This is a genomic window from Streptomyces sp. NRRL S-118, from assembly GCF_000716335.1.
GTDB lineage: Bacteria > Actinomycetota > Actinomycetes > Streptomycetales > Streptomycetaceae > Streptomyces.
The window spans coordinates 26,928-40,392 of record NZ_KL591013.1 but is presented as its reverse complement, the minus strand read 5'-3'; the positions used below and the strand labels follow the sequence as shown (position 1 = coordinate 40,392).

The 13,465-nt window shown below is 74.1% G+C and carries 11 protein-coding genes; 8 read left to right on the top strand and 3 right to left on the bottom strand.

All coding sequences use genetic code 11. The features are described 5' to 3' along the window. The first annotated feature begins 101 nt into the window (after positions 1 to 101). Genes iolC through IH00_RS0121555 form a run of 6 tightly spaced genes read left to right on the top strand, consistent with a single transcriptional unit; the run spans position 102 to position 7,092 of the window. Positions 102 to 1,172 carry a 5-dehydro-2-deoxygluconokinase gene (gene iolC / locus IH00_RS0121580; protein WP_078887889.1) on the top strand — a complete coding sequence of 357 codons (1,071 nt, stop codon included), beginning with the start codon at positions 102 to 104 and terminating at the stop codon, positions 1,170 to 1,172. After that, positions 1,169 to 2,053: a Cgl0159 family (beta/alpha)8-fold protein gene (locus tag IH00_RS0121575; protein WP_031076053.1), complete on the top strand. Its 885-nt coding sequence runs from the start codon at positions 1,169 to 1,171 to the stop codon at positions 2,051 to 2,053. Before iolC ends, IH00_RS0121575 begins: the two co-directional genes overlap by 4 nt. Positions 2,054 to 2,082: 29 nt before the next feature. Then, positions 2,083 to 2,934, top strand: a complete 852-nt coding sequence (gene iolB / locus IH00_RS0121570) for a 5-deoxy-glucuronate isomerase (RefSeq protein ID WP_052411545.1) — start codon at positions 2,083 to 2,085, stop codon at positions 2,932 to 2,934. Continuing rightward, positions 2,931 to 4,820: a 3D-(3,5/4)-trihydroxycyclohexane-1,2-dione acylhydrolase (decyclizing) gene (gene iolD, locus IH00_RS0121565; protein ID WP_031076049.1), complete on the top strand. Its 1,890-nt coding sequence runs from the start codon at positions 2,931 to 2,933 to the stop codon at positions 4,818 to 4,820. The genes iolB and iolD overlap by 4 nt, the downstream gene beginning before the upstream one ends. Positions 4,821 to 4,845: 25 nt before the next feature. Beyond that, positions 4,846 to 6,348, top strand: a complete 1,503-nt coding sequence (gene mmsA / locus IH00_RS0121560) for a CoA-acylating methylmalonate-semialdehyde dehydrogenase (protein ID WP_031076047.1) — start codon at positions 4,846 to 4,848, stop codon at positions 6,346 to 6,348. Positions 6,349 to 6,408: 60 nt separating this feature from the next. Beyond that, positions 6,409 to 7,092, top strand: a complete 684-nt coding sequence (locus IH00_RS0121555) for a DUF4291 domain-containing protein (protein WP_052411544.1) — start codon at positions 6,409 to 6,411, stop codon at positions 7,090 to 7,092. On the opposite strand, the gene IH00_RS45265 is transcribed toward IH00_RS0121555, so the two are convergent. Both IH00_RS45265 and IH00_RS0121545 read right to left on the bottom strand, forming a co-directional pair. Then, positions 7,052 to 8,242 carry a S8 family peptidase gene (locus IH00_RS45265; RefSeq protein WP_031076043.1) on the bottom strand — a complete coding sequence of 397 codons (1,191 nt, stop codon included), beginning with the start codon at positions 8,240 to 8,242 and terminating at the stop codon, positions 7,052 to 7,054. The two genes, IH00_RS0121555 and IH00_RS45265, sit on opposite strands and share 41 nt — an antisense overlap. Before the next feature lie 72 nt (positions 8,243 to 8,314). Continuing rightward, complete coding sequence (locus IH00_RS0121545; protein ID WP_031076041.1) at positions 8,315 to 8,746, bottom strand: GNAT family N-acetyltransferase; 432 nt, start codon at positions 8,744 to 8,746, stop codon at positions 8,315 to 8,317. Between the two features lie 135 nt (positions 8,747 to 8,881). Here IH00_RS0121545 and IH00_RS0121540 point away from each other — a divergent pair, with 135 nt between their 5' ends. Further along, positions 8,882 to 11,722, top strand: coding sequence for an alpha/beta fold hydrolase (locus IH00_RS0121540; RefSeq protein ID WP_031076039.1), 2,841 nt, complete (start codon positions 8,882 to 8,884; stop codon positions 11,720 to 11,722). Continuing rightward, positions 11,719 to 12,576 carry an ABC transporter permease gene (locus IH00_RS0121535; RefSeq protein WP_031076037.1) on the top strand — a complete coding sequence of 286 codons (858 nt, stop codon included), beginning with the start codon at positions 11,719 to 11,721 and terminating at the stop codon, positions 12,574 to 12,576. The genes IH00_RS0121540 and IH00_RS0121535 overlap by 4 nt, the downstream gene beginning before the upstream one ends. Positions 12,577 to 12,707: 131 nt before the next feature. Here IH00_RS0121535 and IH00_RS0121530 read toward each other — a convergent pair whose 3' ends face one another. Next, positions 12,708 to 13,355, bottom strand: a complete 648-nt coding sequence (locus tag IH00_RS0121530) for a helix-turn-helix transcriptional regulator (RefSeq protein ID WP_039947285.1) — start codon at positions 13,353 to 13,355, stop codon at positions 12,708 to 12,710. Positions 13,356 to 13,465 lie beyond the last annotated feature (110 nt).

Here is a 13,465-nt window from a genome sequence, read left to right as displayed (position 1 = left end):
CGCGGGGCGTCAAGCGATGGTCCGAATGTAAGGACAAAATGTTGACAGGCTCTCCGGCTGCGGCTAGACCTGACCACGGCGCCGACGCGAAGGGGACATGGATGGCACCCGACCCGACCGATCCCACCGACCCCGCCGACCCGTACGACCTCATCACCATGGGGCGCATCGGGGTGGACCTGTACCCGCTGCGGACCGGGGTCCCGCTCGCGCGGGTCGACGCCTTCGGCAAGTTCCTCGGCGGCTCCGCCGCCAACGTCGCGGTCGCCGCCGCGCGGCTCGGGCGCCGCAGCGCCCTGATCACCCGCACCGGCGCCGACCCGTTCGGCGAGTACCTGCACCAGGAACTGCGGGCGTTCGGTGTGGACGACCGCTGGGTGACACCGGTGGAGGGGTGTCCCACGCCCCTCACCTTCTGCGAGATCTTCCCGCCCGACGACTTCCCGCTGTACTTCTACCGCTTCCCCAAGGCCCCCGACCTGGAGATCCACGCGCACGAGCTCGACCTCGCGGCGATCGCCGCCGCGCGCGTCTTCTGGATGACCGGCACCGGCCTGTCCGCCGAGCCCAGCCGCACGGCCACGATCGCCGCGCTCGCCCACCGGGCCCGGCGCGGCATCACGGTCTTCGACCTCGACTGGCGCCCCGTCCTCTGGAAGGACACGGCCGGGGCCGACGCCGCCGCCCGCACCCACTACACCGCGGCGCTGCGGCACGCCACTGTCGCCGTCGGCAACCTCGACGAGTGCGAGATCGCCACCGGCCGGCGCGAACCGGCCGCCGCCGCCCGCGCCCTGCTCGACGCGGGCGTCCGCCTCGCCGTCGTCAAACGGGGCCCCGAGGGCGTCCTCGCCATGACGGCCGACGGCCGGACCGTCGACGTGCCGCCCGTCCCGGTCGACGTGGTCAACGGACTCGGGGCCGGAGACGCGTTCGGCGGGGCGCTGTGCCACGGGCTGCTCGCCGGCTGGGACCTGGAACGCATCCTGCGGTTCGCGAACGCGGCCGGCGCCCTGGTCGCCTCCCGCCTCGCGTGCTCCTCCGCGATGCCCCGCCCCGACGAAGTCACCGCCGCGCTGGACGGCGTACGGCCGGCGGGCCCCGGACCGGACGGCGTGGAGCCGGCGGGTTCCGGACCGGACGGCGGGCGGCCGGAAGGCGTACGGCCGTGACCGGCGTCGACCTCGGGCACCTCGTCGCGGTCCGCACCCGCCACCCCGAGGCCGTGGCCGAGGCCGCGGAGCGCCGCAGGCGCAGGCCGCTCGTCGGCGACTCCGGCCGGCTGATGATCGTCGCCGCCGACCACCCCGCGCGCGGCGCCCTGGCCGTCGGCGACCGCCCGCTCGCCATGGCCAACCGCCTCGACCTGCTCGAACGGCTCTGCCTGGCCCTGTCGCGCCCCGGCGTCGACGGCGTCCTCGCCACCGCCGACATCCTCGACGACCTGCTCCTCCTCGGCGCCCTGGAGGACAAGGTGGTGATGGGCTCCATGAACCGCGGCGGCCTCGCCGGGGCCGCCTTCGAGCTCGACGACCGGTTCACCGGCCACCGCCCGCAGGACCTCGCCCGCCTCCGCTTCGACGCCGGGAAGCTGCTGCTGCGCATAGAGCCCAACGATCCGGGCTCGCTGACCACGCTCCACTCCGCCGCCCGCGCCATCGACGCGATGGCCGCGCTCCGGCTGCCCGTGTTCGTCGAGCCGTTCCTGTGCCGCCGGGAGGCGGACGGCCGGCTCCGCAACGACCTCGGCGCAGAGGCGGTCACCACCTCCCTCGCCATCGCCTCCGGACTCGCGGGCACCTCCGCGTACACCTGGCTCAAGGTGCCCGTCACCGAGCACCCCGACGACATGGCGCACGTGATGGAGACCTCGACACTGCCCGCCGTCCTGCTCGGCGGAGAGGTCGGCGACGACCAGGACGCCGCGTACGAGAGGTGGCGCAAGGCCCTGCGGCTGCCCACCGTGCAGGGCCTGGTCGTCGGACGCTCCCTGCTCTACCCGGCCGGCGGCGACGTGGCCGCCGCCGTCGACACGGCCGTGGGCCTGCTCTGAGACACCGTGCCGAGGGGGTACGAAGGACCATGCGAGAACCGCAGTCACCACCGCCGCGGGACCGGCAGTTGTACGTACCGCGGGGCCGGGCCGCCCACGGGCCCTACGCCCTGCGCGTCGACCCCCGCTACGCCGGCTGGGACTACTCCGCCCTGCGCGTCCTCGACCTCGGCGCCGGCGGCACGCACCGGTTCGCCGCCGGCGACAGCGAGTGGATCGTGCTTCCGCTGTCCGGCGGCTGTACCGTGCGGGTGGAGGGCGACGGCGAGGACGCGGTCTTCGAACTGCTGGGCCGCACAAGCGTGTTCGGCGGCGTCACGGACTTCGCGTACGTGCCGCGTGACGCCCACGCCCAGATCGCCTCCGGCGCGGGGGGCCGGTTCGCCCTGGCAGGAGCGAGGTGCGAGCGACGACTCCCCGCTCGCTACGGACCCGCGCCGGAGGTTCCGCTGGAGGCGCGCGGCAGCGGCACCTGCGCCCGCGAGGTGCGGGGCTTCGCCGCCGCCGACGCCTTCGCCTGCGACCGGCTCATCGCGGTCGAGGTCCTCACCCCCGGCGGCAACTGGTCCTCCTACCCGCCGCACAAGCACGACGAGCACCTCCCCGGCGAGGAGACCCGGCTGGAGGAGATCTACTACTTCGAGATCGAGCACGGGGGAGCGGGCTACCAGCGGGTGTCCCCCTCCCGCCCCGGCGGCGCCGACGTCCTCGCCGAGGTCCGCACCGGCGACGCCGTCCTCGTACCGGACGGCTGGCACGGCCCGTCCATCGCCCCGCCCGGCCACGCCATGTACTACCTCAACGTCATGGCGGGCCCGGGCGACGAACGGGAGTGGCGGATCCGCTTCCATCCCGACCACCTGACGGAGGCATACCGATGAGCAGCCCCCGGCCCGGCACGCGCCGGCTCACCACCGCGCAGGCGCTCGTCGCCTTCCTGGCACGCCAGTACACCGAGCGCGACGGCCGGCGCCACCGCCTCATCGGCGCCACCTGGGCCATCTTCGGGCACGGCAACGTCGCCGGCCTCGGCCAGGCCCTGCTGGAGTACGGCGAGGAGATGCCGTTCCTCCAGGGCCGCAACGAGCAGGCGATGGTGCACGCCGCCGTGGGGTACGCCCGCCAGTCGAACCGCCTCTCCGCCCACGCCGTCACCACCTCCATCGGACCCGGCGCCACCAACCTCGTCACCGGCGCCGCCCTCGCCACGATCAACCGCCTGCCGGTCCTGCTGCTGCCCGGCGACACCTTCGCCACCCGCCCCGCCGACCCGGTCCTCCAGCAGCTGGAGGTGCCCGGCGCGGGTGACGTGTCCGTCAACGACACCCTGCGGCCCGTGTCGGCGTACTTCGACCGGATCACCCGCCCGGAGGCGCTGGTCCCGGCGGCCCTGCAGGCGATGCGCGTCCTCACCGACCCCGCCGCCACCGGTGCCGTCACCCTCGCGCTGCCGCAGGACGTGCAGGCGGAAGGCTTCGACTGGCCGGAGGAGTTCTTCGCGGAGCGGGTGTGGCGGGTGCGCCGGCCGGCACCCGACGCGGCGGAGCTCGACGCCGCGGTGCGGGCGGTCCGGGCCTCGTCCCGCCCCCTGATCGTCGCAGGCGGCGGCGTCCACCACAGCGCGGCCGAGGACGCCCTGCGCACCCTCGCCGAAACCACCGGCATCCCGGTCGCCTCCACCCAGGCGGGCAAGGGCTCACTGAGCCACGACCACCCGGCCGACGTCGGCGGCATCGGCCACACCGGCACCGCCACCGCGGACCACCTCGCCCGCACCGCCGACCTGGTCCTGGGCGTCGGCACCCGCTGGACCGACTTCACCACCGCGTCCTCGACGCTCTTCGCCCACCCCGGCGTCCGCTTCGTCAACCTCAACATCACGGGTTTCGACGCCCACAAGATGGCCGGCCTGCCGCTGGTCGCCGACGCCCGCACCGCGCTCCTGGCGCTCGCGGCGGGCCTGGGGGAGCACCGCGTCGACCCGGCGTACGCCGCCGAGTACGGGCGGCGCAAGGCCGCCTGGGAGGCGCGCGTCACCGCCGCGTACACCCCGCGCGGCGACGACGCGCGGCCCACCCAGCCCCAGGTCCTGGGCGCACTCGACACCCTGGTCACCGGGGACGACATCGTGATCAACGCCGCCGGCTCGCTCCCGGGGGACCTGCACAAGCTGTGGCGGGCCCGGTCCCACGACCAGTACCACGTCGAGTACGGGTACTCCTGCATGGGCTACGAGATCCCGGCCGCCGTGGGAGTCGCCCTCGCCGCACCGGGCCGGCCCGTCTGGGCGTTCGTCGGCGACGGTACGTACCTGATGAATCCCACCGAGATCGTCACCGCGGTGCAGGAGCGCCTGCCCATCAAGGTCGTCATCCTCCAGAACCACGGATACGCATCCATCGGCGGCCTGTCCGAGGCGGTCGGCAGCGAGCGCCACGGCACCGCCTACCGCTACCGCGCGCCCGACGCCACGTACACCGGGGACCCGCTCCCGGTGGACCTCGCGGCCAACGCCGCCTCCCTCGGCATGCGCGTCCTGCGCCCGCGCACCGTGCGTGACCTGCGGGAAGCCCTCGCGGAGGCACGCGCGTCGACCGTTCCCACATGTGTCTACGTGGAGACCGAAACGGCAGACACAGTGTCGGGCGCGCCCCCCGCCGAGGCATGGTGGGATGTGCCCGTGGCCGAGACCGCGACCCGCCCGGCCGCGGTGAAGGCCCGCGAGGAGTACGACCGGCATGTCGCAGCCCGGCGCCGCCACCTGTAGAGGTCTGAAGAGGAGCACGTACGTCATGACGAAGACCGTTCACCACTGGATCGGTGGCAAGACCGTCGAGGGCACGTCGGGCAACTGGGGTCCGGTCACCGACCCGGCGACCGGCGCGGTCACCACGCGGGTCGCCCTCGCCTCGGCCGAGGAGGTCGACGCCGCCGTCGCCGCCGCCAAGGCCGCGTACGCGACCTGGGGCACGTCCTCCCTGGCCCAGCGCACCGGCATCCTCTTCCGGTACCGCGCGCTGCTCGACGCCCGCCGCGACGAGATCGCCGGTCTGATCACCGCCGAGCACGGCAAGGTCCACTCCGACGCCCTCGGCGAGGTCGCGCGCGGCCTGGAGATCGTGGAGCTGGCCTGCGGCATCACCGTCCAGCTCAAGGGCGAGCTGTCCACACAGGTCTCCAGCCGGGTCGACGTCGCCGCCATCCGCCAGCCGCTCGGTGTGGTCGCCGGCATCACCCCGTTCAACTTCCCGGCGATGGTGCCGATGTGGATGTTCCCGCTGGCCATCGCCTGCGGCAACACCTTCGTGCTGAAGCCGAGCGAGAAGGACCCGTCCGCGGCGAACCTCCTCGCCGAGCTGGCCGCCGAGGCGGGCCTGCCCGACGGTGTCCTCAACGTCGTCCACGGCGACAAGGTCGCGGTCGACGCGCTGCTGGAGCACCCGGACGTCGCGGCCGTGTCCTTCGTGGGCTCGACCCCGATCGCCCGCCACATCCACACCACCGCGTCCGCCAACGGCAAGCGCGTCCAGGCGCTGGGCGGCGCCAAGAACCACATGCTGGTCCTCCCGGACGCCGATCTCGACGCGGCCGCGGACGCCGCGGTCTCGGCGGCGTACGGCTCCGCGGGCGAGCGCTGCATGGCCGTCTCGGCGGTCGTGGCGGTCGGCGCGATCGGCGACGAGCTCGTCGAGAAGATCCGCGAGCGTGCCGAGAAGATCAAGATCGGCCCGGGCACCGACCCGGCCTCCGAGATGGGTCCGCTGATCACCGCGGCCCACCGCGACAAGGTCGCCTCGTACGTCACCGGCGCCGCCGCCCAGGGAGCCGAGGTCGTCCTCGACGGCACGGGGTACACCGTCGACGGGTACGAGAACGGCCACTGGATCGGCCTGTCGCTCCTCGACAAGGTGTCGACCGACTCCGACGCGTACCGGGACGAGATCTTCGGTCCGGTGCTGTGCGTGCTGCGCGCCGACACCTACGAGGACGGCGTCCGTCTCATCAACGACTCGCCGTTCGGCAACGGCACCGCGATCTTCACCCGCGACGGCGGCGCCGCCCGCCGCTTCCAGATGGAGGTCCAGGCGGGCATGGTCGGCGTGAACGTGCCGATCCCGGTGCCGGTCGGTTACCACTCGTTCGGCGGCTGGAAGGACTCCCTGTTCGGGGACCACCACATCTACGGCAACGACGGCGTGCACTTCTACACCCGCGGCAAGGTCGTCACCACCCGCTGGCCGGACCCGTCCGAGGCCCCGGCGGGCGTGGACCTGGGCTTCCCCCGCAACCACTGACCCGTCCGGACCGGGAAAACGGCTGGCCCCGGACGGGGCCGGCCGTCGATCCTTGCCGGGATGAACGAGAACGAACCGAAGCACCGCATCCGCGCCCTCCACACCGAGGACACGGTCACCGTCTACCAGGCCTACGCGCCCGCGATCGGCGGGCCCGCCGCCCGCACCGGCCGGTTCCCGGCCGCCTGGAAGCGGGAGCGGATGACGTGGATCAAGCCGAGCTTCCTGTGGATGATGTACCGCTGCGGCTGGGCGACGAAGGCGGACCAGGAGACGGTCCTGGCCGTCGAGATCACCCGCGAGGGCTTCGAGTGGGCGCTGCGACACGCCTGCCTGTCGCACCACGTCCAGGGCTTCCACCCCGACCAGGCCGCCTGGAAGCGGCAGTTGCGGCAGTCGCCCGCCCGCGTCCAGTGGGACCCCGAGCGCGACTTCCACCTGGCGCCGCTGCCCCACCGCTCGCTCCAGCTGGGGCTCGCGGGCGAGGCATCGGCCCGCTACGCCGACGAGTGGACGGTCTCCATCCGGGACGTCACACCGCTCGCCCGCGAGATGCACGCCCTGGTACGCGGGGGCGACCTCGAAGGGGCGCGACGGCTGATGCCCGAGGAGCGCCCGTACCCGGCGGGTGCGGAGCTCCTCGGGCACCTCGTGCCGTCAGGGGTCCCAGGGGGCGCCGATCCGGCCCGATCGGCGGGAGGCCCTAGAACAGGGAGTACAGCAGCCGGTTCGGGGAGCCGGTGAGGGCGTTCTGGACCTTGCCCGGGGTCGCGTTGCCGACCAGCGCGTCACGGACCTGCGCCGGGGACGCCGCCGGGTGCCGCGCCAGGTACAGGGCCGCCACGCCCGCCGTGTGCGGTGCCGCCATCGACGTGCCGGAGATCGTGTTCGTCGCCGTGTCGCCGGTCCGCCAGGCGGAGGTGATCTTCACGCCGGGTGCGAAGAGGTCCACGCAGGTGCCGTAGTTGGAGAACGAGGCGCGCTTGTCGGCGTTGTCGGTGGCACCGACCGTGATGGCCTCGGGGACGCGCGCGGGGGAGGTGTTGCACGCCTTCTCCGGCAGGCCGAGGATGTTGCCGTTCCCCGCCGCGACCGTGTACGAGACGCCCGAGGCGATCGACCGCGCGACCGCGCTGTCCAGGGTCGCGCTGGCGCCGCCCCCGAGGCTCATGTTGGCGACGGCCGGCTTGACGGCGTTCGCCGTGACCCAGTCCACGCCCGCGATGACCCCGGCCGTCGTGCCCGAGCCGTTGCAGTCCAGCACGCGGACCGCGACCAGCCTGGCGGCCTTCGCCACGCCGTACGTCCTGCCGCCGACCGTACCGGCGACGTGTGTGCCGTGACCCTGGCAGTCCTGCCCGTTCTGCCCGCCGCCGACGGTGTCGGTGCCGACCACCGCGCGGCCGCCGAACTCGCTGTGCGAGGTGCGGATGCCGGTGTCGATGATGTACGCGTTCACGTTCGACGCGGTGGTGCCGTACGTGTACGTCGTCGACAGCGGCAGGCTGCGCTGGTCGATGCGGTCGAGGCCCCAGGTGGCGTCCGGCTGCGTGGCGTTGAGGCGGACGGTCCTGTTCTGTTCGACGTACGCCACCCTCGGGTCGGCCGCGAGGGCGGCGGCCCTCGCCCGGGAGAAGGTGCCGGTGAAGCCCGTGAGGGCGCTGCGGTACTCGCGCTGCGGGGTGACGCCGAGATCGGCGGCGCGCGTCGAGCCGTCCTTGAGGACGACGATCCAGCTGTCGGGGACGGCGGTGTCCGCGGGGGCGGGACGGAGGTCGCCGGCGGGCGCGCCATGCGCCGTGGGGGTCGCGGCGAACTGCAGGCCGGCCGCGAGGGCGAGGACGGGTATCAACGCACCGATGCGGCGACGGGGCCTGCGAGAGGGGGCTCTCATCTCGGGGCACCTGACCTTTCATGTCCGGAGGGCCCCACAGCGTCTCGGCTGGTCATGTACGGCACAAGAGAGCTAGTAGCTCCTCCCCACTTCGTCGCCGAATTCCCACGTCAGCATGGCGAATTCTCCATCGTCGGCGGCGCCGGCCGAGCGGTACGTCGCCAGCGCGGGGGCGTTGTCCGTGTCCACGCCGACCCACATGCCGTAGCAGCCGCGCCCGCGAGCCTCGGCGGCGAGCGCCCCGGTCAGCGCCCGGCCGATGCCGCGCCGCCGGTACGGCTCGTCGACGGACAGCTCGTACAGGCACATCTCCGTGCCCTTGTCGGGGTGGAGCATCTCGACACCCGACACCATCCCGGCCGGTGTGCCGTCCACGTACGCGATGAGCATCAGATGGCCGGGCGCGGCGAGGAACCGCGCGGCCCATTCCGGACGCGCCGGGCCGTCGTAGAGGTGCTCGGCGGCCATGAGCTCGGCGACCGTGGTGGCGCGGCGTATCTCCATCGCCGGTTCCTTTCGTCCGTGCGCGCATACCGCGGCTGGTGTACGGCGACGGTAGTCCGTACGCCCGGAGGAGGTGAGCGAGTTCCGCCCGTGGGCAGCGACCGGCCGCCCGCCGGCCCGTCTAGGGTCGGAGACATGCAGATCCGACTCCCCCGGCTTCCCCGCCCGGCCCGCGGCCGGCGGGCCGCCGCCGCGGCCACCGCCGTCGTGCTGCTGGCCGGCGCCGGCACGTGGACCGCGGTCGCCGCGGACGACGAGCCCGCCGTGCAGCGCGAGGACACGGTGCTGGACATGCCCGGGGCGAGGATCGACACGTCGTTCTTCACCGCCTCCGGTACGGGCGGCGACGGCCGGCGCCCCGCCGTCCTGCTCGGTCACGGCTTCGGCGGCAGCAAGGACGACGTGCGCGGGCAGGCCGAGAAGCTGGCCCGGGACGGGTACGCGGTGCTGACCTGGTCCGCGCGCGGCTTCGGCGCCTCCACCGGCCGGATCGGCCTGAACGATCCCGCCTTCGAGGTCAAGGACGTCTCCCGCCTCGTCGACTGGCTCGCCCGGCGCCCCGAGGTCCGGCTGGACGCCGCCGGCGACCCGCGCGTGGGCGTGACCGGAACCTCGTACGGTGGCGCGATCTCGCTGCTCGCGGCCGGCCACGACCGGCGGGTGGACGCGATCGCCCCGCAGATCACCTACTGGAACCTCGCGGACGCGCTGTTCCCCGACGGCGTCTTCAAGAAGCTCTGGGCAGGCATCTTCTTCTCCACCGGCGCCGCCCCCGGCCAGGGCACGGCCCCCGCCCCCGCGACCCGGGACCCCGCGGCCCCCGATCCTGCGGGACGCGGCGCCGCGGCCCCCGACGGCGCCGAGGCGACGAACGGCGCGGCGGGTGACGCACCGGGCGGGACGCGGCGCGCGGTCCGGGCCGCGGCCGCGCCGGCCGCGTGCGGACGGTTCCAGGACGAACTGTGCCGCATGTACGAGCGCGTGGCCGTCGCCGGGAAACCGGACGCGGCGGCGCGGGAGCTGCTGGAGCGGCGCAGCCCGTCGGCCGTCGCGGACCGCATCAAGGTGCCCGCGCTCATCGTGCAGGGGCAGTCCGACTCGCTCTTCCCGCTGTCGCACGCCGACGCGATGGCCGAGGCCGTCCGCGCCAACGGCGCACCCGTCGCCGTCGACTGGATCGCCGGCGGGCACGACGGCGGCGACCGCGAGACCGAACGCGTCGAGGCGCGCATCACGACCTGGTTCGACCGGTACCTCAAGGACGACACCGGAGCCGGCACCGGCCCCGCCTTCCGGGTCAGCCGCACCGGCGGTGTCGACTCCACCGACGGGCAGGCCCAGCTGCGCGGCGCCGTCGCCGACCGCTACCCCGGGCTGCGCAGCGGCACGCGCACCGTCGCCCTGACCGGCGGGGAGCAGAGCTTCCGCAACCCCGCGGGCGCAAGCCCGCCCGCCATCTCCGCCGTCCCCGGCGTCGGCGGCGGACTGTCCCGGCTCTCCTCCTTCGGCGTCGGCCTGTCCCTGGACTTCCCCGGGCAGTACGCCCGTTTCGACTCGCCGCCCCTCGGCGGGACGCTCCGCATCACCGGCTCGCCCACCGTCCGGGTGCGGGTCGCCTCCGACACCGGAGAGGCCGTTCTCTTCGCCAAGGTCTACGACGTCGGCCCCGACGGCCGCAGCCAGGTCCTGCCCGCGCAGCTCGTCGCCCCGGTCCGCGTCGCGAGCGCCACCCCGGACATGGCGGACAAGGGCAAGGGCAAGGAGGTCGAACTGACGCTGCCCGCCATCGACCACGAGATCGAGGCCGGGCACCGGCTGCGGCTCGTCCTCGCCGCCACCGACCTCGGCTACGCCTCCCCGGCCGCCCCCGCCACCTACACCGTCACCGCCACGAGCGGCCTGTCCGTGCCGACCGCGCCCGCCGTCCGCACCCAGGCGGCCGGACTGCCCTGGTGGGTATGGGGCCTGCCGGCCTCCGGTGCCCTGGTCGCGGCCGCTCTGCTGCTCACCGCCCGCCGCCGCACCGCCGCGCCCGCACCCGACCCGGCGCTCGCCGACGTCCCGCTCACCATCAGCGGCCTGACCAAGCGGTACGCGAAGTCCGCCGACCGGTACGCCGTCCGCGAGCTGTCCTTCCGCGTGGAGAAGGGCCAGGTCCTCGGACTCCTCGGGCCCAACGGCGCCGGCAAGACCACCACCCTGCGCATGCTCATGGGCCTGATCACCCCCGACGCCGGTGAGATCCGGGTGTTCGGGCACGCCGTGCGGCCGGGCGCCCCCGTGCTGTCCCGCGTCGGCGCGTTCGTCGAGGGAGCGGGTTTCCTGCCGCATCTGTCGGGCCGCGACAACCTGGAGCTGTACTGGCGGGCGACCGGCCGCCCCGCCGAGGACGCCCGCATGGACGAGGCCCTGGAGATCGCGGGTCTCGGCGAAGCCCTCGCCCGTGCCGTCCGCACCTACTCGCAGGGCATGCGCCAGCGGCTCGCCATCGCTCAGGCCATGCTCGGACTGCCGGACCTCCTCATCCTCGACGAACCGACCAACGGACTCGACCCGCCGCAGATCCGGGAGATGCGGGACGTGATGATCCGGTACGCGGCCGGAGGGCGGACCGTCATCGTCTCCTCCCACCTCCTCTCCGAGGTCGAGCAGTCCTGCACCCACCTGGTGGTCATGGACCGCGGCCGGCTCGTCCAGGCGGGCCCCGTCGCGGAGATCACCGGCGCGGGCGACACCCTGCTCGTCACCACGGCCGGTGAGCTCCCGGAGCCGCTGGTCGAGAAGATCGGCACGCTGCCGGGCGTCGGCTCCGCGGCCCGTACCGAAGGCGGCGTGCTGGTCCGCCTGGACGGGACGACGAGCACCGCGGCCCTGATCGCCGAACTGGTCCGGCTCGACGTGCCGCTGACCGGCATCGGACCGCACCGCCGCCTGGAGGACGCGTTCCTCACCCTGATCGGAGGAGGATCCGCGTGAGCACGCTGCTCGACTCCGCACCCGGCTACCGGCCCGGGCGCACCCTGCCGCTGCGCGTCGAGGCGGTGCGCCAGCTCAAGCGGCGCCGCACCCTGGTCATGGGCGGGATCCTGGCCGCCCTGCCCTTCGTGCTGACCATCGCCTTCGCCATCGGCGGCGGCGCGGACGGGCGCGGCAACGACCGGATCACCCTCATGGACACGGCGACCGCGTCGGGCGCCAACTTCGCCGCCACCTGCCTGTTCGTCTCGGCGGGCTTCCTGCTGGTGGTGCCGGTGGCGCTGTTCTGCGGCGACACGGTGGCGTCCGAGGCGAGCTGGTCGTCCCTGCGGTACCTGCTCGCCGCGCCCGTGCCGCGGGCCAGGCTGCTGTGGTCGAAACTGGCCGTGGCGCTGGGCTTCAGCGCGGCCGCGATCCTGCTGCTGCCCGTGGTGGCACTCGCCGTGGGCACCGCGGCCTACGGCTGGGGGCCGCTGGAGCTGCCCACGGGCGGTTCGCTGGACACGGCCGCCACCGTGCCGCGCCTCGCGCTGGCCGTGGTGTACGTCTTCGTCTCCCAACTCGTGACGGCCGGGCTCGCCTTCTGGCTGTCGACCAGGACCGATGCGCCGCTGGGCGCGGTCGGCGGCGCGGTCGGCCTGACGATCATCGGCAATGTCCTGGACGCGGTGACCGCACTCGGGTCATGGCGCGACTTCCTTCCCGCGCACTGGCAGTTCGCGTGGGCCGACGCGCTCCAGCCGCACCTGGAGTGGGGCGGCATGCTCAGGGGCGCGGCGGTCTCCGTGACGTACGCCCTGGTGCTGTTCGCGCTGGCCTTCCGCGGCTTCGCGCGCAAGGACATCGTGTCCTAGGGAGTGTTCGCGGAGTCCCGTCCGTCCGGCGGGCGAACGACGCTTCTTCGCGGACACCTCCAGGCCCGGTGCCGGCCCTGTCCTGGTCCGGGTCCCGGAGGCGCAGGCGGCCCTCGGGTCCGGCGCGCGCGTCAGACCCAGCCGCGACGAGCCGCTTCCGCTCCCGCCCGGAAGCGGCTCGTGGTGCCGAGGGCCGCGAGCAGCTCTCCCACGCGCCGGCTGTAGGTACGCCCCGATATCCCCAGCCGCGCGGCGGCCGTCTCATCGGTGAGGCCGGCCAGCAGCGCCTCCAGGACCGGCCGCAGGTGCGGCGGCAGCGATCCGGGTGGCGCGGGCGACGCCGTCACCTCGTCGCCCGCCTCCCACCAGGCGCGGTGGGCACGCACCAGCGCCTGCACGATCACCGGGTCGCGGATCAGCAGCAGCCCGTTGTAGAGCAGTTCGAGGTCGAGCGGGATCGCCGCGACCGTGCGGTCCACGATGATCATCTTGAACGGGATCGACTCCGTCAGCCGTGTCCGGCCCGTCAGCCGGCCCGCCGCCGCGACATCGGCCGCCGTGACCCGGTCGAGCGCGTGCCGCGGCACGATCTGCCGGACCGTACCCACTCGTTCCACCCGCTCGGTGGCCGTGCGGACACAGGCGCCGGCGAGTTCCAGGAAGGGCTGCGGGATCGAGTGGCCGAGGCAGGCGGCCGGGTCGTCGAAGGTCAGCAATTCCCTGCGGGCGGACTCGGCGAGCGCCGCGAGCGCCGCGCAGACCTGTCGGGTCCCGCGCACCGACTGCCCGGCAGGGCGAGGTTGCTGACGCGGTGGTGCTTTTTGACGTGTCATCTGCTGAGGTACCTGCATCAGCGCGTGCGGCAGTGCCTGCGATGGCACCGCAGCAC